This is a genomic window from Phytobacter sp. RSE-02 (genome assembly GCF_040578655.1).
Lineage (GTDB): Bacteria > Pseudomonadota > Gammaproteobacteria > Enterobacterales > Enterobacteriaceae > Phytobacter > Phytobacter diazotrophicus.
On the sequence record NZ_JBEULY010000025.1, the window covers coordinates 11,667 to 32,203 of the forward strand.

The 20,537-nt window shown below is 51.9% G+C and carries 22 protein-coding genes; 15 read left to right on the forward strand and 7 right to left on the reverse strand.

Features of this window, described 5'->3' with window-relative positions:
* The 6 genes from arnC to arnF are packed head-to-tail and all read left to right on the forward strand — an operon-like array spanning position 1 to position 6,235.
* A complete protein-coding gene (gene arnC, locus ABU190_RS25745) occupies positions 1-984 on the forward strand; it encodes an undecaprenyl-phosphate 4-deoxy-4-formamido-L-arabinose transferase (RefSeq protein ID WP_296414466.1) in 984 nt (327 codons plus the stop codon).
* Positions 981-2,963 (forward strand): bifunctional UDP-4-amino-4-deoxy-L-arabinose formyltransferase/UDP-glucuronic acid oxidase ArnA, encoded by a 1,983-nt coding sequence (arnA, locus tag ABU190_RS25750; protein WP_354692767.1) that lies wholly within the window; start codon positions 981-983, stop codon positions 2,961-2,963. The genes arnC and arnA overlap by 4 nt, the downstream gene beginning before the upstream one ends.
* A complete protein-coding gene (arnD, locus tag ABU190_RS25755; protein ID WP_193795388.1) occupies positions 2,960-3,859 on the forward strand; it encodes a 4-deoxy-4-formamido-L-arabinose-phosphoundecaprenol deformylase in 900 nt (299 codons plus the stop codon). Before arnA ends, arnD begins: the two co-directional genes overlap by 4 nt.
* Complete coding sequence (gene arnT / locus ABU190_RS25760; protein ID WP_354692768.1) at positions 3,856-5,517, forward strand: lipid IV(A) 4-amino-4-deoxy-L-arabinosyltransferase; 1,662 nt, start codon at positions 3,856-3,858, stop codon at positions 5,515-5,517. Before arnD ends, arnT begins: the two co-directional genes overlap by 4 nt.
* A complete protein-coding gene (arnE, locus tag ABU190_RS25765; protein ID WP_354692769.1) occupies positions 5,514-5,849 on the forward strand; it encodes a 4-amino-4-deoxy-L-arabinose-phosphoundecaprenol flippase subunit ArnE in 336 nt (111 codons plus the stop codon). The genes arnT and arnE overlap by 4 nt, the downstream gene beginning before the upstream one ends.
* Positions 5,846-6,235, forward strand: a complete 390-nt coding sequence (gene arnF / locus ABU190_RS25770) for a 4-amino-4-deoxy-L-arabinose-phosphoundecaprenol flippase subunit ArnF (RefSeq protein ID WP_354692770.1) — start codon at positions 5,846-5,848, stop codon at positions 6,233-6,235. Before arnE ends, arnF begins: the two co-directional genes overlap by 4 nt.
* Here arnF and ABU190_RS25775 read toward each other — a convergent pair whose 3' ends face one another.
* The 4 genes from ABU190_RS25775 to ABU190_RS25790 all read right to left on the reverse strand — a co-directional run bounded on the left by ABU190_RS25775 (position 6,236) and on the right by ABU190_RS25790 (position 10,398).
* Positions 6,236-6,670 carry an EamA family transporter gene (locus ABU190_RS25775; protein WP_041852297.1) on the reverse strand — a complete coding sequence of 145 codons (435 nt, stop codon included), beginning with the start codon at positions 6,668-6,670 and terminating at the stop codon, positions 6,236-6,238.
* Between the two features lie 79 nt (positions 6,671-6,749).
* A complete protein-coding gene (locus ABU190_RS25780; RefSeq protein WP_354692771.1) occupies positions 6,750-7,784 on the reverse strand; it encodes an ABC transporter ATP-binding protein in 1,035 nt (344 codons plus the stop codon).
* A gap of 1 nt (position 7,785) precedes the next feature.
* Positions 7,786-9,360, reverse strand: coding sequence for an iron ABC transporter permease (locus ABU190_RS25785; protein ID WP_354692772.1), 1,575 nt, complete (start codon positions 9,358-9,360; stop codon positions 7,786-7,788).
* Positions 9,361-9,381: 21 nt separating this feature from the next.
* Positions 9,382-10,398, reverse strand: a complete 1,017-nt coding sequence (locus ABU190_RS25790) for an iron ABC transporter substrate-binding protein (RefSeq protein WP_041852300.1) — start codon at positions 10,396-10,398, stop codon at positions 9,382-9,384.
* Between the two features lie 337 nt (positions 10,399-10,735).
* Here ABU190_RS25790 and ABU190_RS25795 point away from each other — a divergent pair, with 337 nt between their 5' ends.
* The 6 genes from ABU190_RS25795 (at position 10,736) to ABU190_RS25820 (ending at position 13,915) form a co-directional block, all read left to right on the forward strand.
* A complete protein-coding gene (locus ABU190_RS25795; RefSeq protein WP_041852301.1) occupies positions 10,736-10,954 on the forward strand; it encodes a hypothetical protein in 219 nt (72 codons plus the stop codon).
* A 95-nt stretch (positions 10,955-11,049) separates the two neighbouring features.
* A complete protein-coding gene (locus ABU190_RS25800; RefSeq protein ID WP_041852302.1) occupies positions 11,050-11,460 on the forward strand; it encodes a GFA family protein in 411 nt (136 codons plus the stop codon).
* 138 nt (positions 11,461-11,598) lie between these two features.
* Positions 11,599-12,669, forward strand: coding sequence for a mannonate dehydratase (gene uxuA, locus ABU190_RS25805; RefSeq protein ID WP_041852303.1), 1,071 nt, complete (start codon positions 11,599-11,601; stop codon positions 12,667-12,669).
* Between the two features lie 221 nt (positions 12,670-12,890).
* The gene (locus ABU190_RS25810) at positions 12,891-13,127 is read left to right on the forward strand and encodes a hypothetical protein (protein WP_354692773.1); all 237 of its coding nucleotides are present in this window, start codon (positions 12,891-12,893) and stop codon (positions 13,125-13,127) included.
* 109 nt (positions 13,128-13,236) lie between these two features.
* Positions 13,237-13,539 carry a hypothetical protein gene (locus ABU190_RS25815; RefSeq protein WP_041852305.1) on the forward strand — a complete coding sequence of 101 codons (303 nt, stop codon included), beginning with the start codon at positions 13,237-13,239 and terminating at the stop codon, positions 13,537-13,539.
* Positions 13,540-13,702: 163 nt separating this feature from the next.
* On the forward strand, positions 13,703-13,915 hold the full coding sequence (locus tag ABU190_RS25820) for a hypothetical protein (RefSeq protein WP_041852306.1): 213 nt from the start codon (positions 13,703-13,705) through the stop codon (positions 13,913-13,915).
* A 109-nt stretch (positions 13,916-14,024) separates the two neighbouring features.
* On the opposite strand, the gene ABU190_RS25825 is transcribed toward ABU190_RS25820, so the two are convergent.
* The 3 genes from ABU190_RS25825 to ABU190_RS25835 all read right to left on the reverse strand — a co-directional run bounded on the left by ABU190_RS25825 (position 14,025) and on the right by ABU190_RS25835 (position 15,697).
* Positions 14,025-14,273 (reverse strand): biofilm development regulator YmgB/AriR family protein, encoded by a 249-nt coding sequence (locus ABU190_RS25825; protein ID WP_041852307.1) that lies wholly within the window; start codon positions 14,271-14,273, stop codon positions 14,025-14,027.
* A 154-nt stretch (positions 14,274-14,427) separates the two neighbouring features.
* A complete protein-coding gene (locus ABU190_RS25830; RefSeq protein ID WP_041852308.1) occupies positions 14,428-14,901 on the reverse strand; it encodes a hypothetical protein in 474 nt (157 codons plus the stop codon).
* Entirely contained in the window at positions 14,888-15,697 is an 810-nt protein-coding gene (locus ABU190_RS25835) for a winged helix-turn-helix domain-containing protein (RefSeq protein WP_354692774.1), read from the reverse strand. The genes ABU190_RS25830 and ABU190_RS25835 overlap by 14 nt, the downstream gene beginning before the upstream one ends.
* 625 nt (positions 15,698-16,322) lie before the next feature.
* Here ABU190_RS25835 and ABU190_RS25840 point away from each other — a divergent pair.
* The 3 genes from ABU190_RS25840 to ABU190_RS25850 all read left to right on the forward strand — a co-directional run bounded on the left by ABU190_RS25840 (position 16,323) and on the right by ABU190_RS25850 (position 20,530).
* Positions 16,323-16,739 carry a helix-turn-helix domain-containing protein gene (locus ABU190_RS25840; protein WP_223878730.1) on the forward strand — a complete coding sequence of 139 codons (417 nt, stop codon included), beginning with the start codon at positions 16,323-16,325 and terminating at the stop codon, positions 16,737-16,739.
* 402 nt (positions 16,740-17,141) lie between these two features.
* Positions 17,142-18,818, forward strand: coding sequence for a methyl-accepting chemotaxis protein (locus tag ABU190_RS25845; RefSeq protein WP_354692775.1), 1,677 nt, complete (start codon positions 17,142-17,144; stop codon positions 18,816-18,818).
* A gap of 110 nt (positions 18,819-18,928) precedes the next feature.
* Positions 18,929-20,530, forward strand: coding sequence for an EAL domain-containing protein (locus tag ABU190_RS25850; RefSeq protein WP_354692776.1), 1,602 nt, complete (start codon positions 18,929-18,931; stop codon positions 20,528-20,530).
* The last annotated feature ends 7 nt before the right edge of the window (positions 20,531-20,537 follow it).

Below are 20,537 nucleotides of genomic sequence, written 5' to 3' on the forward strand. Positions count from 1 at the left end.
ATGTTTGAAACCAGCCCCATCAATAAAGTATCCGTTGTGATCCCTGTGTTTAACGAACAGGACAGCCTGCCGGAACTGATTCGTCGTACGACCGCCGCCTGCGATCTGCTGGGTAAGGATTACGAAGTTCTGCTGGTTGATGACGGCAGTAGCGATGATTCCGCCAAAATGCTGGTCGAGGCCGCACAGGCCGACGGCAGCCATATCGTGGCCGTGCTGCTTAACCGCAACTATGGGCAGCACTCCGCAATCATGGCCGGTTTTAGCCATGTTACCGGCGATTTGATCATCACTCTGGACGCCGATTTGCAGAACCCACCCGAGGAGATCCCCCGCCTGGTGGCAACCGCAGAAGAAGGTTATGACGTGGTGGGTACGGTTCGTCAGAACCGTCAGGACAGCCTGTTTCGCAAAACGGCATCACGCATGATCAACCACCTGATTCAGCGCACAACCGGTAAGGCGATGGGGGATTACGGCTGCATGCTGCGCGCCTACCGTCGTCACATTATCGATGCGATGTTGCACTGCCACGAGCGCAGCACCTTTATTCCCATCCTCGCCAATATGTTCGCCCGCCGGGCCACAGAAATTCCCGTGCATCACGCAGAGCGCGAGTACGGTGATTCGAAATACAGCTTTATGCGTTTGATTAACCTGATGTATGACCTGGTGACCTGCCTGACCACCACGCCGCTGCGCATGCTGAGCGTGTTTGGCAGCGTTATCGCGCTGGTGGGTTTTGCGCTCTCCGTCGTTTTAGTCGTCATGCGTCTTGCTCTTGGGCCACAGTGGGCTGCCGAAGGTGTGTTCACCCTTTTCGCCGTCCTGTTCACCTTTATCGGTGCGCAGTTCGTTGGCATGGGCTTACTCGGCGAGTACGTTGGCCGCATCTATAACGATGTCCGTGCCCGCCCCCGTTACTTTATTCAGCGTGTTATCCGTCAGGAAACCCCAAATTCTATTGAGGAAATTGAGTCATGAAAACCGTCGTTTTTGCGTATCACGATATGGGGTGCACGGGCATACAAGCACTGCTGGAAGCAGGCTTTGAGATTGCCGCCATTTTTACTCACGCCGACAATGCGGGCGAAAACCACTTTTTTAAATCCGTGGCGCGCCTCGCGGCTGAGCAGGAAATTCCGGTATATGCCCCGGATGATGTAAACCATCCTCTGTGGGTTGAGCGCATTCGCGCACTCGCGCCAGAAGTGATTTTCTCCTTCTACTACCGCAACCTGCTGTGCAACGACATTCTGAGCCTGCCGACAAAAGGCGCATTCAACCTGCACGGTTCGCTGCTGCCCAAATATCGTGGTCGCGCACCGTTGAACTGGGTGCTGGTCAACGGTGAGAAAGAGACCGGCGTCACCCTGCACCGCATGACCCAACGCGCCGATGCAGGCGATATTGTGGCGCAACAGAGTGTGGCGATTAGCGACACCGACGTGGCGCTCTCCCTGCATCACAAACTCTGTGCAGCCTCACAAACCCTGCTGGGCGACGTGCTGCCGAAAATCCGCAGCGGCCAGACTCAGGAACGTGCACAGGATGAGTCTCAAGCCACCTACGTTGGCCGTCGTACCCCGGAAGATGGTCGTCTGAACTGGGAAAAACCGGCGCAGGAGCTGCATAACCTGGTGCGTGCGGTCAGCGATCCATGGCCGGGCGCGTTTGGCTATGTGGGCACCAACAAATTTATCGTCTGGAAATCCCGCGTGCGTACCGATCTGGCGGCGGCGAAGCCGGGCACCGTGCTGTCCGTCGCTCCGTTGGTGGTGGCCTGTGGTGAAGGCGCGCTGGAAATCATTACCGGCCAGAGCGCAAACGGCGTTTACATGCAGGGTACTCAGCTTGCGCCGGCGATGGGTCTGGTACCGGGTGCGCTGCTCTCCAGCCGTCCGTTTGTTGCCGTGAAACGTCGTACCCGCGTGCTGATCCTGGGGGTTAACGGTTTTATCGGTAACCACCTGACTGAACGTCTGTTGCAGGATGATAATTACGAGATTTACGGTCTGGATATTGGTTCTGATGCGATCAGCCGTTTCCTTGACAGCCCGCGTTTCCACTTTGTGGAAGGCGACATCAGTATTCACTCCGAATGGATTGAATACCACATTAAGAAATGTGATGTCGTACTGCCGCTGGTGGCCATTGCGACCCCGATCGAGTACACCCGTAACCCGCTGCGCGTGTTCGAGCTGGACTTCGAAGAGAACCTGAAAATTATTCGTGACTGCGTGAAGTACAACAAACGCATCATCTTCCCGTCCACGTCGGAAGTGTACGGCATGTGCACCGACGCGAACTTTGACGAAGATACCTCCAATCTGGTGGTGGGTCCGATTAATAAGCAGCGCTGGATCTACTCGGTATCCAAACAGTTGCTGGACCGCGTGATTTGGGCCTACGGCGACAAAACCGGCCTCAAATTCACCCTCTTCCGTCCGTTTAACTGGATGGGGCCGCGTCTGGATAACCTGAACGCCGCACGTATCGGTAGCTCCCGCGCCATCACCCAGTTGATCCTCAACCTGGTCGAAGGTTCGCCGATTAAGCTGATCGAAGGCGGTAAACAGAAACGCTGCTTTACCGATATCAGCGATGGTATTGAAGCCCTGTTCCGCATCATCGAAAACAAAGATGGCCGCTGTGACGGGCAGATCATCAACATCGGTAACCCGGACAACGAAGCGAGCATTAAAGAGCTGGCGGAAATGCTGCTCGACTGCTTCGAACGTCACCCGCTGCGCGACCGTTTCCCGCCGTTTGCTGGCTTCCGCGAAGTAGAAAGCAGCGACTACTACGGCAAAGGCTACCAGGACGTTGAGCACCGTAAGCCAAGCATTCGCAACGCTAAACGCTGCCTTGACTGGCAGCCGACGGTAGAAATGCACCAGACCGTTGAAGAGACGCTGGACTTCTTTTTACGCACCGTTGAGGTCACGGAACAGAAGCCATGAGAAAAGTCGGCCTGCGCATAGACGTCGATACCTTCCGCGGCACCCGTAAGGGGGTGCCGTCGCTGCTGGACATGCTCAATCGCTACGGCGTTCGCGCAAGCTTCTTCTTTAGTGTGGGGCCGGACAATATGGGACGGCATCTTTGGCGGCTGGTTAAGCCGAAGTTTTTACTAAAGATGCTGCGCTCAAAAGCGGCCTCGCTGTATGGCTGGGATATTTTACTGGCGGGCACCGCGTGGCCCGGCAGGAATATCGGGCGCGCCAACGCGGATATTATCCGCAGCGCCGCCGCCAGCCACGAAGTGGGGCTGCATGCGTGGGATCACCACGCATGGCAGACCTGGTGCGGCGTATGGGACAGCGATGAGTTGCTCCACCAAATCGCTCTGGGTAAAGAAGAGCTGGAATCGATAATCGGCACGGATATTACCTGTTCAGCCGTGGCTGGCTGGCGTGCCGATCAACGGGTCATTAAGGCGAAAGAAGCCTTTGATTTTCGCTATAACAGCGACTGCCGGGGCAGCGCGCCCTTTTTACCGATAACGGGGGTCGGCCAGACGGGCACGGTGCAAATTCCGGTGACGCTGCCGACCTGGGATGAAGTTGTCGGGGGTGAAGTAAGCGCCAGCGGGTTCAACGATTTCATCCTGACCCGCATGCTCGATGATCCCGGCGTGCCGGTTTATACCATTCACGCCGAGGTCGAAGGGATCGCCCATCGCCTTGAGTTTGAAGATTTACTCCAGCGCGCCGCCGAGGCGAATATTCAGTTCTGCCCGCTGGGTGAACTGTTACCTGCCAATTTACGCACCTTGCCTACGGGCAAAGTGGTGCGAGGTGAAATTGCCGGCCGGGAAGGATGGCTGGGTTGTCAGCAAATGGAGAGAACGGAATGACGAAGTCGTCACGCTACGGTCTGGTTGTACTTGCCCTGTTTGTCCTCTACTACCTGATCCCTGTTGAATGGCGTTTACTCTGGCAGCCTGATGAAACGCGTTATGCAGAGATCAGCCGTGAAATGCTCAGCAGCGGAAACTGGACCGTGCCGCATTTTCTTGGCCTGCGTTATTTTGAAAAACCGATCGCCGGTTACTGGGTGAACTCCATATTCCAGTGGCTGTTCGGCGAAACCAACTTTGCCGTTCGCGCCGGGGTTATCTTTTCAACCGCGCTGGTTGCCGGGATGGTCTCATGGTTTGCCTGGCAGCTTTGGCGCGATAAACGCGTGGCGATGATGGCCGCCATCATTTTCATCACCATGCTGGAAGTCTACGGCATCGGCACCTATGCGGTACTCGACCCGATGATCGCCCTGTGGCTGGTTGCCGGGATGTGCACGTTCTGGATTGCCGTTCAGGCCAAAACCACCTCCGTGAAAGCAGCGGGCTACGTTCTGCTGGGCCTGACATGCGGCATGGGCGTCATGACCAAAGGATTCCTGGCGCTGGCCGTGCCGGTTCTGAGCGTTTTACCCTGGGCAATCGCGCAGAAAAAATGGAAAGAGGTGCTGATTTGGGGCTGGCTCTCCATCGCCAGTTGCGTGCTGGTTGTCCTGCCGTGGGGGCTGGCTATCGCCCAACACGAGCCGGATTTCTGGCACTACTTCTTCTGGGTGGAGCATATTCAGCGTTTTGCCATGGCGGATGCGCAGCACAAAGCCCCGTTCTGGTACTACCTGCCATTTGTCTTACTGGGAAGCCTGCCCTGGCTGGGGCTGCTGCCCGGTTCGCTTCGTCTGGCATGGTTCACCCGTGAGAATAACCGCGCGACGCTCTACCTGCTGTGCTGGGTAGTAATGCCCTTTCTGTTTTTCAGTATCGCGAAAGGCAAACTGGTGACCTACATCCTGCCCTGCTTCGCACCGCTGGCGATTTTGATGGCTGGTTATTCGGTGCAGGCCGCAGAGAGAGGCTACCGTGCTTTGCGCGTGAATGCCTGGCTCAACATTGGCTTTGGTCTGTTTGGCCTGGTTGCCGCGTTTATTGCCTCCCCCTGGGGACCACTGAAAAACCCGGTATGGACGACACTCGAAAGCTATAAAGTGTTTTGTGCCGCCATGGCCTTTTTTGTCTGGGCACTGGTGGGCTGGTACACCCTGCGCAATACCGAAAAAAGCTGGATGCTCTCGGCATTGTGTCCAGCCGGGCTTGCGCTGCTGGTTGGTTTTGCCATCCCTAACCGGGTGATGGAGTCAAAACAGCCGCAATTCGCGATCGGCATGGCAAAAGAGTCACTGGCAGCCAGCCGCTATATACTGAGTGATAATGTCGGCATCGCCGCAGGCCTGGCGTGGGAACTCAAACGCAGCGATATTATTATGTTTGGCCAGACCGGTGAGCTGCAATATGGCCTCAGCTACCCGGATGCGAAAGACAAATTTATTGCTGAGAAAGATTTCAACGACTGGCTGGAACAACATCGTCAGGAAGGCAAAGTCACGCTGGTGGTGCTGCTTTCACGCGGTGAAAGTGTGAATAGCCTGCCGATTCCTCCCCCCTCAAATGTGTTTGTTCAGGGGCGAATCGCACTTATTGAATATGCGCCACAACCATGATCTGGTTTCTGCTTATGCTGGCAAGCCTGCTGAGCTTTGCCGGACAGTTGTGCCAAAAGCAAGCGACGCGGCCGGCCCTCAGGGTGGGCCGCCGTCGTCATATATTAACCTGGCTCGGGCTGGCGCTGGCCTGCCTCGGCCTGGGCATGATTTTTTGGCTGCTGGTCTTACAGAGCATCCCCGTTGGCATCGCCTACCCGATGTTAAGCCTCAATTTTGTCTGGGTGACGCTGGCCGCTTGGGGGATCTGGCGTGAACCGGTTAACCTGCGCCACTGGCTTGGCGTGGGGTTAATTATTGTGGGTATTGTGGTTCTGGGTGGTGCAGCATGAAAGGTATTCTTCTGACACTGGTCAGCGTGTTGTTAACCAGTGCGGCGCAGCTTGCAATGGGCTATGCCATGGCAGCCCTTCCGCCGGTGTCACAGTTTTATGCCTTTATTGGCGCGCTGTGGCCCGTTCATCTGGAAACAACGTTGCTGCTGGCCGGGCTTGCGGGTTATCTGGCCTCGATGTTTTTCTGGTATCTGGCTTTGCACCATCTGGCATTGAGCAAAGCCTATGCCCTGCTGAGTCTCAGCTATATTCTGGTGTGGTCGGCGTCCCTTATTTTGCCCGGTATGCGTGGCATTTTTTCCGTTCAGTCGCTAACGGGCGTGCTGATTATTATTGCGGGCGTCCTGGTTATTTTTCTGCCCGCACATAAAAAGCCCGGCTGATTATCGCCGCAGCGCCAGTAATAATACGCCTGCGGTAATCAGCAGCAGTCCCCCCGCTTCACGCAGCCCTGGCCGTTCGCCGAGAAAAATAAAAGCAAAAATCGCCACCATCACCACGCTCATTTTATCGACCGGGACAACTTTAAACGCTTCGCCGATCTTTAACGCCCGGAAATAACATACCCAGGATGCTCCCGTCGCCAGACCCGATAAGATCAGAAAAAGCCAGGTGCGTTTGCCAATCAGCAAGGGGTTCTGCCACTTACCGGTAAAGTAAATAAAAGCCGCCAGAATAACGATAATAATCCCGGTGCGGATCAAGGTCGCAAAATCGGAGTCTACATTTTGAATCCCGACTTTAGCGAAAATGGCGGTCAGTGCGGCAAAAAAGGCGGACAGCAGCGCCCAGATAAACCAGTTGCTGAGTGAAAACATGCTCTCTCCCATTCATTATTACCATCAATATAGGCCCTTGCGGATAAAAGAGATTATGCCGCAAATCGGCGGGCTATTTTTATGCAGCAAACACCCGCGCATGGCCTGTAATTTTGAGCGCAACCGTAGTGCCTGGCAATAATAATTGTGGGGTGACGGTATTGATGGTGAGCGTTTGCGCACGATCCGGAAATCCCAGCGTCAGCGTCGAAAGATAACCGGCAAAATCGATATCCAGCACTGTCGCCTGCAACGCAGTTTCACCCACTGACGCCGGGGTAATCATCAGTTGTTCCGGGCGCAGCATAATGCGCCGCACTCCCTGCGCCAGGTTGTCATCCACCGGCACATCCCCCACCAGACAGCGCGCCTGACCATTGGCGACCTCCGCCGTCAGGATTAACGCATCCCCTAAAAAGAGCGCCGTCTCTTCATCGACCGGCTGCGAATAGACCGCCTGCGGCGTCCCCACCTGGGCAAACCGCCCGTGGCGAATAACGGCAATCTGCTCGGCAAAAGAGAGCGCTTCGTTCTGGTCGTGGGTGACCAGCACGGCAGCAACGCCCGCCTCAGAGAGAAGTTCGGCGGTCGCTTTACGGGTTGTGGCGCGCAGCCCGGTGTCCAGCGCCGAGAATGGTTCGTCCAGCAACATCAGCGCCGGTTGTTGCGCCAGCGCACGCGCCAGTGCCACGCGCTGCTGCTGACCACCGGAGATTTCATGCGGCCAGTGACGCGCCAGTTGCCTGTCCAGAGACACCCGATCCATCAGGGCTTCAACCTGCTTACGCCGTTCCTGGCGCGAAGCGCGGATCCCCCAGCCAATGTTTTCTTCAACCGTCAGATGCGGAAAAAGCGCCCCTTCCTGCGGGACAAAACCAATTTTTCGCTGATGCGCCGGAACCGATACTGTCGGGCTGAACAGCGGCGTGCCGCGCATCGTTATCTGACCGCTATCGGGCATTTCAAACCCGGCAATCAGGCGTAACAGGGTGGTTTTACCGGAGCCTGACGGCCCCACTATCGCGGTGCGGCTGCCGGGTGACAGTGAAAGCGTGATGTTATCCAGCACCTGAGTGTGGCCAAATTTTTTCGATACATTAATAAGCTCGAACATCTTAACGACCCGATAGTTTTTGTGATTGCTTGTAAAGCAGGCCCGTCAGGGGAAGAGAAATCAGGATCATGCACAGGGCATACGGGGCGGCAGCAACGTAATCAATCTCGCTGGTCAGCGCCCAGAAACCGGTAGCAAGCGTGCGGGTTCCCAGCGGAGAGAGCAGCAATGTCGCCGTCAGCTCATTGCTCACCCCCAGAAAGACCAGTGCCGCGGCAGCCGCCGCACCGGGCGCCGCCAGGCGCATTGTCACGCGACACAGCGCCCATCCTGGCGACACGCCGAGACTCTGTGCGACATGTTCAAGTTCGACAGGCGCCTGGGCGATACCGGCGCGTAAGTTGATCAGCGCCCGGGGGATAAACATCAGCATATACGCCAGAAAGAGCGTCACTTCGGTCTGATAAATGGGCCGCGCGTAATGAATGGTGACCGTCACCAGCGCCAGCGCCGTCACGATCCCCGGCAGTGAACTGGCCACATAATTCATGCTTTCCAGCAGCCGGAACAGGCGACGCGGATGGCGAACAGCCAGCCACGCGCACGGAATAGCAAAGCCAGTGGTAATGAGTGCCCCGGCCGACGCCAGGACCACCGTTTGATGCAGGGATAACCACAAATCACCGTTCTGCCAGACCGCCAGGCCACCCGCCCACAGCCAGCGTCCCAGCACCGCGATGGGCGTTCCCAGCGCCAGCACGACCACGCAGGCCAGCAAGAGTTGTCCCAGCAGATGACCTGCCATAGCGGGTGCATGGATATTCTGACGGCGGGCGGAGCCTCCCCCCACGCGGGCATAACGAGCTTTGCCACGGGTTGCCCCTTCCAGCAACAGAAGCCCCAGGCAGCACAGCGCGAGCACCCCCGCCAGCATATTGGCCGCCGGGCCGCTAAAAGTGGACTGGAACTGATCGTAAATAGCGGTAGTGAAGGTATCGAAGCGGATCATCACGTACAGGCCATACTCTGCCAGCAGGTGCAGGCCCACCAGCAGCGCGCCGCCCCAGATAGCCAGTTTCAGTTGCGGCAATACCACACGAAAGAAAACCTGCCACGGAGCAATGCCTAAAGATGCGGCAACGTCTTCAAGGTTCGGATCCAGTCGCCGCAGAACAGCGGCAACCGGCATATAAATAAACGGGTAATAAGCCAGCACGGAGATAAACACGGCGGCCGCCAGCCCATGTAAAGACGGGATAACGCTCACCCACGCGTAGCTCTGCACAAAAGCCGGGATCGCCAGCGGCGCAACCACCAACAACGACCAGACGCGACGCCCCCGCAGTGCGGTTCTCTCCGTTAGCCAGGCCAGCGCTACGCCAAGACAAACGCAAATAGGGAGTGAAAAAAGTATCAGCAGCAGCGTGTTCGTCAGTAACTCCGCGACACGCGGGCGAAAGACGAGCGCCTTAACGCTCTCCCATCCCGTATCAATACCTGTCGCAATCACAAACCCAACGGGCAGTAACGCCAACAGGGAAACCAGCATGGCTAATATCACCAACATTCGCGCGGGGCGATGCTGATGCGTTTGGCGTTGCTGTTTTCCAGCCAACGGAATGCTCAAACCAGACATAAGGCGCTCACTGTTATTATTTTAAAGAATACCCGCCTGGGTCATCAACTCGGTGACTTTTTTACTATTGAGCGTAGACGGTTCAACTTTCGGCGCTTCAAGTTTATTCAGCGGTACCAGTTTTTCGTTAGAGGCAGCGTTCACGCCCACCGCATATTCAAACGCGTTGTTGGTGCGCAGAATATCCTGCCCGGTTTTGCCGGTGATCCATTTAATAAAGGCCTGGGCCTGCGCTTTATGTTTGCTGGACGCTAACACACCGCCACCGGAAATACTGACAAAGGCACCCGGATCCTGATGTTTGAAATAGTGAAGTTGCGTGTTTTTGCTGTTCTCACCGGTTTTTGCCTGATCGACAAAATAGTAGTAATGGTAAATAACGCCACTATCAATCTGCCCGGCATTCACCGCTTTTAAGACAGTGCTGTTACCTTTATAAGCAACAAAGTTGGTTTTCATCGCTTTCAGCCAGTCGAGAGTCGCCGGTTCGCCTTTTAACGCCAGCATAGCGCTGACAATCGCCTGGAAATCGGCACCCGACGGAGAGGCCGCCCAGCGCCCTTTCCATTCCGGCTTCGCTAAATCCATGAGAGATGTCGGCACCTGGGCCGGGCTGATTTTGCTCGGGTTATAAACGAACACGGTGCTACGTGCGGCAATCCCAATCCAGCGGCCATGCGCCGGACGATAAGCGGCAGGCACCTGTTTTAGAGTATCGGCATCGAGCGGAGCGAACAGGTTTGCGTTGTCGACCAGCGTCATGGCCGGAGAGTTTTCAGTCAGGAAAACATCGGCAGGCGAAACACTTCCTTCCTGGACAAGCTGATTACCCAGCTCGGTATCGCCACCATTACGCAGGGTCACTTTAATCCCGGTCTCTTTCGTGAAACCATCAACCCATGACTGAACCAGATTTTCATGCTGGGCATTATAAATGACAATGCCGTCGTCGTTGTCGGCCGCAAAAGCAGATGAACCCGCGAAAACAGAAGAGATGACCAAAGCTATCGAACACATGGCAGAAAAGCGATTTCTCATATTTATTCCTTATAAAAGGTGTGTATAAACGAAGCGTTTGCAAGCTGGCTGGAGTTTAAACGCACAGATATCGGAATGAGAATCGAAATAATTCTCAACATTCGAGTTCGCTATTTAATACTGCCGAATTTTAAATATTTTAATAAACATATCGTTTTAAATTACGAGAACATCCAAAGATTAAGAAAACCTTAACCTGCCTGAAATTTATCAACTTTTTTCAGCTTCCATTTTTTGGTATCGTCCTTTCTTTTCAGGATTTATAAAATTAATATCATTCTATCCCTGATGCCAGCAGGGACACTATAATTAATAATAAAAGGCACGCTGACACATCATGAACGGTAAAAAAATAGATACCATCGCAAAAATTGCCATGCGCAGTCGTGGCATTACGGTAAAGGAAAAAAGAGTTCGCTTTCAGGGCGTCACTGTTCTTTTTCGCTACAATGAAGGCCGTTATGATGTCTTCTCTGATAACGAAAAGGTCGACTCTATCGAAACCAATAACATTAATCAGGCGATTGCTGAATACAAGAAGAAAAAGCAAAGTTAACGCCTCCTGCCCCGTTTTTCCCCTGACAACGCAACCGCGTTAGACGCCAGACGGCTACACTCATCACATCCTCTTTTGTCACCATGGAGATTGTTATGTCAGAAAAGCTTCACGCGCAGTGCCACTGCGGTGCCGTCGCATTCACCGTTGAACTCACTGATGGGTTTAATACCTTACGCCGCTGTAACTGCTCGTTTTGCCGGATGCGCGGTGCGGTAGCTGTCTCTGCCCAGTTATCCGGGCTCGAAGTGACGCGGGGCAAGGAGAAACTCACCGAGTACCGGTTTAATACCCAGGCAGCGGCTCACTATTTTTGCTCCGTCTGCGGGATTTATACCTTTCACCAGCGCCGCTCCAACCCGGAGCAATTTGGCGTTAATGTCGCCTGCATTGAAGGCGTTTCCCCTTTCGATTTTCCGGTCATTCCTGTCATGGATGGCGTGCATCACCCCAAAGATGGCCCAAGCGATGGCATTATGGGCTATCTGACATTCAACTTGAAATAACCCCCCACCCTGGCTGACTTCGGGCCAGGGGTTCTCTCTATTGACCTCGTGATTTTGCGCATCTTCCCCTTTTACTCGCCACCGAAAGATACTAGTATGGCAGTTAAAGAAACATGACTGAATAAAAGGACAACTGTGATGCAAATGACAATGCGCTGGTTTGGGCCAGACGAGGATAAAATTCCGCTTGAGCATATCCGCCAGGTACCGGGGGTTGAAGGTGTGGTCGGCGCGCTTTACGACGTCGCTGTCGGTGACGTCTGGCCTGTCGATAAAATTAAACACCTGGTTGGTCTCGCCCATCAGGCAGGCCTCAAGATGGAAGTTATTGAGAGCGTTAACATCCATGACGACATTAAGATTGGCCTGCCCAGCCGCGATCAGTACATTGAAAATTACCAGCAGACCATCCGTAACCTCGCCCGTTTTGGCGTGAAGGTGATCTGCTATAACTTCATGCCGGTATTCGACTGGATGAAGACCGAGATGAATTACGTCCTGCCGGATGGCTCGCTGACCATGGCCTTTGAGAAAAAAGGTATCGACAAGAGTCTTGAGCAAGTGGTGCGCGAGGTGCTGGATAATTCTAACGGTTTCGCCCTGCCCGGCTGGGAACCTGAACGTCTGGCCGGCGTGCAGGAACTGTTCGCGAAATACAAAGACGTGGACGATAAGACGCTGCGCACCAATCTGGTCTACTTCCTTGAGCGCGTCATTCCGGTGTGTGAAGAGGTTGGCGTGAAAATGGCTATTCACCCGGACGATCCGCCGTATTCGATCTTCGGCCTGCCGCGCGTGGTAAAAAACCGCGACGACCTTGACTGGATCTGTAACGCCGTCGACTCCCCGGCTAATGGCATTACGCTGTGCACAGGCTCCATCGGTGAAGACCCGGAAAATAATGTCTACGACATCCTGGCGGAGTTCACACGCCGTAAACGCATCCATTTTGCGCATGTGCGCAATATTAAGCTCATCAAAGATAAAGATTTCTACGAGTGCGCGCATCCCTCTCCGTACGGTTCGCTGGACATGTACAAGGTGATGCAGGCACTGCATGACAATGGCTTCGAGGGTTATATCCGCCCGGATCATGGCCGTTTTATCTGGGGGGAAACCGGTCGTCCAGGCTACGGCTTATATGACCGTGCGCTGGGTGTGACCTATCTTGTCGGCCTCTGGGAAGCGCTGCAGAAGAAACAGCATTAACCTGTTTACCGCCTGTACGTATTTGGGCAGGCGGTTACTCCACATTTCACATCTTCCTCTCCTCGCCATCACCGCACCGGGTAATTCCCCTCCAATCATTCAATAAATCCCCCCTGGATTTTTGCATTTTTTAGCGTTTCGATTACGCTTATGGATCAACTTGCCTGCCGCATGGCGTTCGCCAAATCTTTGGCTATAGATCCTGACTGAATGAGGCCGTCGTGAAGGGTACCCGTGACAGCGATGATGGTGCCATTAAGTGCCCTTTAACACAGATGCGCTCGTGTGAAGAGAGGTTAGGCGCGCTTGTGATAGAGATGTTGCACGCTAAGCAAACCATCAGCAAACGCACCATCTGCCTTAAAATTGCTGCCCGCATCGCGGCTGAGACGGACGCGGCAACCGAAGCGCAACTTAACGCCGTAATGGCGCTGATCTTTACCAAAGGTCAGAAGTGAAAGCCCGGTCCTCTTTGAAATAAGATCAGCAAAAAGAGGCAGGTTTGGCCTGAGTGTGCATAATGTTTAGGGCTTGTATAAAACAGTGTCGTAAATTTTGAGAGGCGAAATGAGTAAAAATGATAAGGACAAACTTGTAGATACTGTCATGGGAGAAGCGATTCTTACGCTTCTGGAATCAGCGGATGATATTTCTTTCGATGCCTTAATTGTGCAATTGCAGGAAAACCTAAGTAGTGAAACCGACAGTGAAAGGCAGGAAGCCTGGCGAAGCGCAATCAGTGGTGTGCACCATTTCCGTACACAGCCCGAGCATAGCAAAAAAAGCGCCTGGTCTTTGCAAACGACCCAGCGCAAAAGTCGACTCCGTGACGACACTCTGTTAAGTATCAGCAAAGCAATCAAACACTAAGCATACACGCCCTGTTTAACCTGTATGGTTAACAGGTATGCGATTCCACCTGTACCCTTCTAATCAGACTTGCGTCAGCATGTTCCGACATAATGCTCATTGTGAATTTGATCTGGCCTCACGGCTTTAGAAGACGTTCATCATCTCAGCAACGGGAGAGTAATTGAACGAAAATGAGCAAGTTCAACCAGAGGAAATCCATGAGGCGATTGGCCTGGCCGCCACTTATCTTATGAATTCGCGCCTGCCCATAAAGGCAGATAACCTCGTCATGGTGCTTCGCGCGCAGGAAGTCATGGCAACATGTTCCCGCCAGAGAAGCGTTCTGGAAGCCACCCGACACTATCTGATACAGCGGCGCAAAAAGCCGCTGTAATGGTTCCCCGGCATTATCCTGGCGTGACGGAGACAAATACGATTGATGGCTGCCTTCGATTTCATCGCGAAGGCAGCATATTTTCAGGCAGGGAATCAGAAAATTTGAATTAAACGTCGTCGGGGGTTTTCTGAACAACCATTTCAAGCGCGTTGCGATAGATATCCAGTTTGACGACATCTTTTTCAATTTCAAGCAGTTGAATGAGCGCAAAGATAAGGTCTTTATTGCTTACATCAGCCTTGTGAGCACGGAGGCTCTGCGTGATTTCTGCGATAAGCTGTTCTTCCGCCTCGAAAGCATGAGGATCGCGACCAAAAAAGGCGTTTAGTTGTTCCTCAGTTGTCGTGCTCTGCATATTCATTCCTGTTAAAAAGTAAACCACGGCTCTCTGCAAGGTGTCAGAAGAACCAAACCAAGAATAAAATTAGACAGCAATCTCATTACCCGCAATGTCATTGATGAAATTTTTTGACCGTCTGGTCCAGACGCGCTTTGCCGCTTGCCTGACATCAATCATTCCGGCTTTTTGTACAGTAAAATACTGGCGTATGACCATAGACAAAATAGTAACTTGCCGCATTCGCTCGCACGATATCGATACTGATACCACGATCGCGAAGATGGTAAAAATCAGGCATCTGGTCCAGTAAAGGTTCCGTCCGTTTTGGCAGTTCATTGGTGTCGTTCGACACCATAATCATTTTCCCATTCTCATACCAATAATTAAAAGAGACGTTATTACTGGTAGACAACGCCGGCTGTGTCCCTTTTATATATTTCCCCGATGATTCATAACTGCCACTGCCGCCATCGAATGAATAATTGGTAATGATATCCATTATGGCATCCTCATCGACAATAATGGCATGTGCATCACAGGTAAAATGGTTACGCTGATAGCTGAGATACCCGGCGCAAAGTAGCGGCGTCGCAATGGCGATTAAGATAGCTCCCCAGAGCAGAAAAAGTTTATTGGTTTTCATGATATTTCTGCCGATAAAAAAGGGTCCTGCAATGTGCATTAGCGCTATCAGGTGTTTTATCACATATGAAGATTGATATTCCCTGTTGCAGGCGATTGACAGTCATATAGGCACTGTCCCCTGGCTTACAGGTGATGGGATAGCGCGCCGATAACGCGTTAAGCTGACTGCGACTGTGCTCCACATCGTACCAGGAAGAAAAAACCTCACAGTTGCCGATTTTTCCAACCTGCTGATAATCCGCAAACACGGCTTTATCATCATTAAGTGAGCCGTAGAGCACAGCACATGAGAGACAAAAAAGCAGGCCTGCCATAAAAAAGGCAACAGGTGAATGTAATAGCGCATCCCATCTTGAGTCTTGCTTGTTGATGATTATATTGTCATTCGCAACGGGCATATGCCCGGCCTCAACAGACTCGGGGATAACCGTCCTCTGTGGCAGAAAATCGGCCGCTTCCCGCGCAGAAATTTGCGCGACAGATTTAAATCCTGCCTTGGGAATTGTTTTAATCACATCATCGGCGAGCCCTGCAGACTTCAATGCTTTTCTGACTGACGCAATAGCCTGATATAAAGCGTTGGTTGTGACAACCGCCCCCTGCTTTCCCCATACCGCATCAAATAAAAAACGCTGCGAAAGCACCTCTCCGTTATGTAAAAGAAGCTGCAACAAGCATTCGTTTACCGGGCCGTGGAGGATAATGCATTGGGCAGGGTAGTTTTGTATCGCGCAAAGACGTCGCTCATCGGGTTCAAACAGGACAACATCGTTAATCAACCATGCAGTCTTCATAGCGTGATCATCAGAGATATACGCACACTGACTCCCCTTGAAACAACCGCGCGCACAAAAATCTGATTCAGATTTTTATTGTTAATTTTCAGCATCTTATTATCATTTTCTCAAATACTAAACCTACGTATTCCTGCCCGCGGATCGCTTTCCATTCAGTATAAATCATATAACGTCACTCCACTTTTTTTCCACATTCCCTAGAGTAGCTGACATCCGGCACGTTGATTGGGCCAAAAGTAGGTTCTCCGCCAGAAAGGGCGCTGTCAGGCTCACAGGTGGAAACCCTGAGCTGATATCAGCATGAATAACTAGTTTCTAACAAAAATATAGTTGCAAATCTTGATGACTAAAAAAAGAATCTTTAACAGCTAAAAGAGGAATGATGAAACCACTTTTCAGGACAAAAAACTAAAGGTTCTGTTTAGATGAGATTAAATGATTGAGGTGTGGAGTAGCGTCCACCCCGAAATAGCGCAGCGGATCGGAGATTGGAAAGCCTCGGTATCAGCCATATAATCACCCTATAAATGTATGGTTTATCGAGAAGCACTCTGTGTCGCGGCATCAGGCCGAGCTATTTTAATGCGAGCATGACAGAATGGGCTATCGCTTATATGGATTTATGATTGGTAAAGAAATACATTTCGACATTAACAGTCGCCGATTGTACAGGTTACCAACCAGCCAATCTGATAACAATTTGATATTCGCCTCTGTCGTTTTTAACGATACGATGATGAATCTTTTTCTTTATTTATTGAAATATGGTCGACATAACAACATCAGTAAAGAAGAATTGTTTCATAACATTTGGGAAGTGAGCAACTTAAGTCCTTCCTCGCAACGGCTATGGCAGGTTTTAAATAACTTAAGTAAAAAGCTTACTCTTATCGGTCTGCCCCGTGACTTTATCATTAATAAGAAAGGCCGGGGCTATACCGTAAATTATGAGGATGTTACCCCAATTTATTATCGAGTGAGTGAACTCCCGACTCACTCTATTAAAAAAGAGGAGAAGCCAGATACCCTGAGAGAGTGATGTCAGCCAGGGATTTGCCCTGCGCACCCCCGTGCAAAGGGCTTTTTTTTCTATTGTAATCCGATCGCGGGACGTAATCTGCCCCCTTTAATATTGATGCTATGAAACCGTCCAATGACGGTAATGCCGATACTGGAAGAATAAATGAATCTGATACAACCTTTTTTAAACCTGAAAGTTGGCAGGAAATTACTGTTAGGTTTCTCGATCGTATTGTTTGTTACAATCGCGGTTCTGACCTCCGGTATTTTTGGCTTAAACAATATTCAGGATAAAGTTACCAAAAATGAGCTTACAACCGACCTATTTAATTCACTTTCAAGCGTAAGGCTTGGCCGAACTAATTTTCAGTATACGCTTGATCAAAAATATTTAGACCAAACAAATACCTCCGCACGTCGTATGCAGGATACTATCAACCAGCTTAATACATTCACCTGGTCGGTTGAGGGTAAAAGCGCCCTGGACAAAACGGCAAGTGCGGTTAGCGACTATGTCGAAACATTAAATCTTTTCACTAAAGCGCTGAACACGAAGAAGCTGAGCGAGAAAAAACTGGATACGCAGGAACTCAATGACGATTCCGCGCTGGCAGATAAAACCAGTAAAAACAATGCATTCACTCAAAGCCAGGCACTTCTGGCCGAGCAAGTGGCTTTCCTGATGAGTGATATTGACTCGCAAGTCACGGTCTATAAAAACCACCCGACTGAACAGTTGCAAAAGGAGATTGTTGTTCGCCTGGCCGCCTGTAAAACAGCAACTGAACAGCTTCTTTTGCAATTGCCGGATGACCAGAAAAGGTGGCTTGCCGATGACGTGCCTTATTTCCAGAATATTGCTGCGGAACTCGAGCACTATCGCAATGTGTGGACGGAACAGTCCACCCTGTCATCGCAACTGACTGACCGGGCAGTGATATTGACTAACGCCATTCAGGCTCTGTTTGATCTCCAGCAGCAAATTGTCGCCACAGTCGTCAGCAATGTGCAATGGCAAATGAGCACGGTAGCGCTGATTGGTATCCTGGCCGGTATCGCTTTAGCGTTCTGGATCACCCGCGCCATTACACGCCCCCTTAATGAAACCCTGTATGTGGCGGAACAAATTGCGAAAGGCGATCTGACCAGTACGCTGACCAGCAACCGTAGTGATGAGCCGGGCCTGTTAATGCAGGCGGTTGCCACCATGAATGAGAATTTGAAAAACATTATTTATGACGTGCGTAATGGCGTGGAGAGTGTGGCACGGTCATCCTCGGAAATTGCCGCAGGCAATATGGACTTATCATCTCGTACTGAACAGCAATCTGCCGCCGTCGTGGAAACAGCAGCCAGTATGGAGCAGCTAACCTCCACCGTGGCACTCAATGCCGAAAATGCCAGCCATGCCCGCCTGCTCTCAGAAGAGGCATCGCAAAATGCCAGCCAGGGTAGCCAGATCTCGCAGCAGGTTATCGACACCATGAAGAACGTGCGTAGCAGCTCGCACCGTATTTCGGAAATTACCACGGTTATCAATAGCATTGCCTTCCAGACCAATATCCTGGCGCTCAATGCGGCGGTTGAAGCCGCGCGTGCCGGCGATCAGGGGAAAGGCTTTGCGGTGGTCGCCGCCGAAGTTCGTAACCTTGCCCAGCGCAGTGCGCAATCGGCCAAAGAGATTGAAAACCTGATTCAGGAATCCGTGGTGTATGTCGACAGTGGCTTCACGCTGGTCGAAAGCGCGGGTGAAGCCATGTCCAAAATCGAGACGTCGGTAGCCCAGGTACGCGACATCATGGGCGAGATTGCCGCGGCAACCGATGAACAAAGCCGGGGTATTTCGCAAATTGCCCAGGCGATGGCAGAGATGGACACCACCACGCAGCAAAATGCCGCGCTGGTTGAAGAGTCCTCTGCCGCTGCCAGCTCGCTGGAAGATCAGGCGGTGCAGCTCGAAAAAGTGGTTTCTATTTTCCGGGTCGCCAAAGAGACCGCCATTCAGAGTGAAAAACGGATGCTGACGCGCAGTAACATGACAGTACTACCGACGAAAAAAGCCAGCAACCATGATAATGGCGACTGGGTTAAGTTCTGAGTCTCCGTTTTTCTTAATCTCGTCAGGCAATCGTAATTGCTGATTGCCTGACGACACAACCACCGATTGCCCTCCCCTTTGACACTGTTTTATTACAACGACACCGGACTATGCCAAACCTGATTAAAGCAGCAACGTTGTTTTCGCAACTGCAACAGAAAACGTATTTTGGTTTCGTCGTGATGACCGGCACGGTGAAATTAATTGCCGCTGTATTTTTATCACTGGTCTTACTGGCATCAGGGCTCAGTTTGATCGCTATGCATCAGCTACATTCAGAACGGGAAAATGCCCGCGTCGCGGCACAGAGCATCCTCACCTATACCGAGGAGTTGCTGGGCGAAGCCAGCGATGCCGCCAAAAGTAGCCTGCAGGCGCAACAGGTCATATGCAGTGGCAGCCTCTCTCGTGAACAGGCGTTTTTGCTGAACCATTTCCCCCATATTCAGGCGATAAGTTTTGTGCAAGGGAATACGATTGGTTGCTCCTCATTAACCGCGGCCCAGAGAAAAATAATCCCACAACGGCTGTTATCACAAATCGGCACGACAGAAGCTCCCGTTGAAACATTATTGTTTGATATGCCAACCCTTTATTATCTGGCCAATATTCAAAACAATACGTTACTGGTCACTATCAGCGCCTCTTTTATTAACAATGCCTTTAACCTTGATGGTGTGCAGGGAAATATGTATCTGCAAATTGGCGGCGCGCAGGTCTGGAGTGACGGCAGTATTATTTATGCCTCCGGGGACAACGACCACTTTATGCACCTGAGGTCGGCGACCTTCCCGATTTCGGTCGCCTGGCAATACCCCGTGGCGATCCCCTTGTATCGCTTTATTGCGGAAAACACGTCGATACTCGCGTTTGCCCTGCTGGTTTCAACAATGTGCGGCTATCTCTTCTGGCGACTGATGGGCTATTTCACATCGCCCTTCCAGACGTTACAGCAGGCGATTACGCAACGGCAGATTCATCCGTTTTATCAGCCATTCTTTAAAGGTGATACGGGTAAGATCGCCGGGTTTGAGGTACTCGCCAGATGGAAACACCCCACGTATGGCTACGTTTCACCTGATATTTTCATTCCTCTGGCCGAACAGCATCATCTGATTGGCCCATTAACCCGGCTGCTGATGCAGCAAATCACCGCCGATTTTCAGAAGGCTATCCATCACTTTCCCGATGGACTCTATATTTGCATTAATATCAGTGCGCAAAATTGCCTTGATCCGCATTTTGAAATTGATATCAGCGACATGATGCACAACCTGGAGGCGAAAAAACGCCATATCGTGGTTGAAGTGACCGAACGGCATCCGCTGCATGTCACGCCACAACTGAACGAATGGCTTGCCGCCCTGCGTCGCGCCAACATATCCGTGGCGCTCGATGATTTCGGCACCGGTTATTCAAACCTCGCCTATATTTGCGCACTGCAGCCTGAATTTCTCAAAATCGACAAAATGTTTGTCAGCCAGATAGACAACAATACCGATACTCGTCTGGTGGAAAGCGTCATTGACCTGGCGAAAAAAATGCGTCTCAAGGTGATCGCCGAAGGGGTGGAAACCCAGGCGCAGGTAGATTACCTGCGCGCAAAAGATGTCGATTTCATGCAAGGTTACTATTTCTGCCGTCCACTGCCTGCAGAAGACTTTATTAAGCGGATGAGGCTTGAGGTAAGTGCTGCGTCGTCACCAGCTTAAGGGCCAG

Bases quoted from the DNA above. Each gene is read 5' to 3' on its own strand.
- arnD (WP_193795388.1), top strand. From the start codon at position 2,960: ATGAGAAAAGTCGGCCTGCGCATAGACGTCGATACCTTCCGCGGCACC.
- ABU190_RS25850 (WP_354692776.1), top strand. From the start codon at position 18,929: ATGCCAAACCTGATTAAAGCAGCAACGTTGTTTTCGCAACTGCAACAG.
- arnC (WP_296414466.1), top strand. From the start codon at position 1: ATGTTTGAAACCAGCCCCATCAATAAAGTATCCGTTGTGATCCCTGTG.
- ABU190_RS25795 (WP_041852301.1), top strand. From the start codon at position 10,736: ATGAACGGTAAAAAAATAGATACCATCGCAAAAATTGCCATGCGCAGT.
- ABU190_RS25830 (WP_041852308.1), bottom strand. From the start codon at position 14,901: ATGAAAACCAATAAACTTTTTCTGCTCTGGGGAGCTATCTTAATCGCC.
- uxuA (WP_041852303.1), top strand. From the start codon at position 11,599: ATGCAAATGACAATGCGCTGGTTTGGGCCAGACGAGGATAAAATTCCG.
- arnE (WP_354692769.1), top strand. From the start codon at position 5,514: ATGATCTGGTTTCTGCTTATGCTGGCAAGCCTGCTGAGCTTTGCCGGA.
- arnF (WP_354692770.1), top strand. From the start codon at position 5,846: ATGAAAGGTATTCTTCTGACACTGGTCAGCGTGTTGTTAACCAGTGCG.
- ABU190_RS25800 (WP_041852302.1), top strand. From the start codon at position 11,050: ATGTCAGAAAAGCTTCACGCGCAGTGCCACTGCGGTGCCGTCGCATTC.
- ABU190_RS25780 (WP_354692771.1), bottom strand. From the start codon at position 7,784: ATGTTCGAGCTTATTAATGTATCGAAAAAATTTGGCCACACTCAGGTG.
- ABU190_RS25840 (WP_223878730.1), top strand. From the start codon at position 16,323: ATGATTGGTAAAGAAATACATTTCGACATTAACAGTCGCCGATTGTAC.
- ABU190_RS25785 (WP_354692772.1), bottom strand. From the start codon at position 9,360: ATGTCTGGTTTGAGCATTCCGTTGGCTGGAAAACAGCAACGCCAAACG.
- arnT (WP_354692768.1), top strand. From the start codon at position 3,856: ATGACGAAGTCGTCACGCTACGGTCTGGTTGTACTTGCCCTGTTTGTC.
- ABU190_RS25790 (WP_041852300.1), bottom strand. From the start codon at position 10,398: ATGAGAAATCGCTTTTCTGCCATGTGTTCGATAGCTTTGGTCATCTCT.
- ABU190_RS25835 (WP_354692774.1), bottom strand. From the start codon at position 15,697: ATGAAGACTGCATGGTTGATTAACGATGTTGTCCTGTTTGAACCCGAT.
- ABU190_RS25815 (WP_041852305.1), top strand. From the start codon at position 13,237: ATGAGTAAAAATGATAAGGACAAACTTGTAGATACTGTCATGGGAGAA.
- ABU190_RS25825 (WP_041852307.1), bottom strand. From the start codon at position 14,273: ATGCAGAGCACGACAACTGAGGAACAACTAAACGCCTTTTTTGGTCGC.
- ABU190_RS25845 (WP_354692775.1), top strand. From the start codon at position 17,142: ATGCAGGATACTATCAACCAGCTTAATACATTCACCTGGTCGGTTGAG.
- arnA (WP_354692767.1), top strand. From the start codon at position 981: ATGAAAACCGTCGTTTTTGCGTATCACGATATGGGGTGCACGGGCATA.
- ABU190_RS25775 (WP_041852297.1), bottom strand. From the start codon at position 6,670: ATGTTTTCACTCAGCAACTGGTTTATCTGGGCGCTGCTGTCCGCCTTT.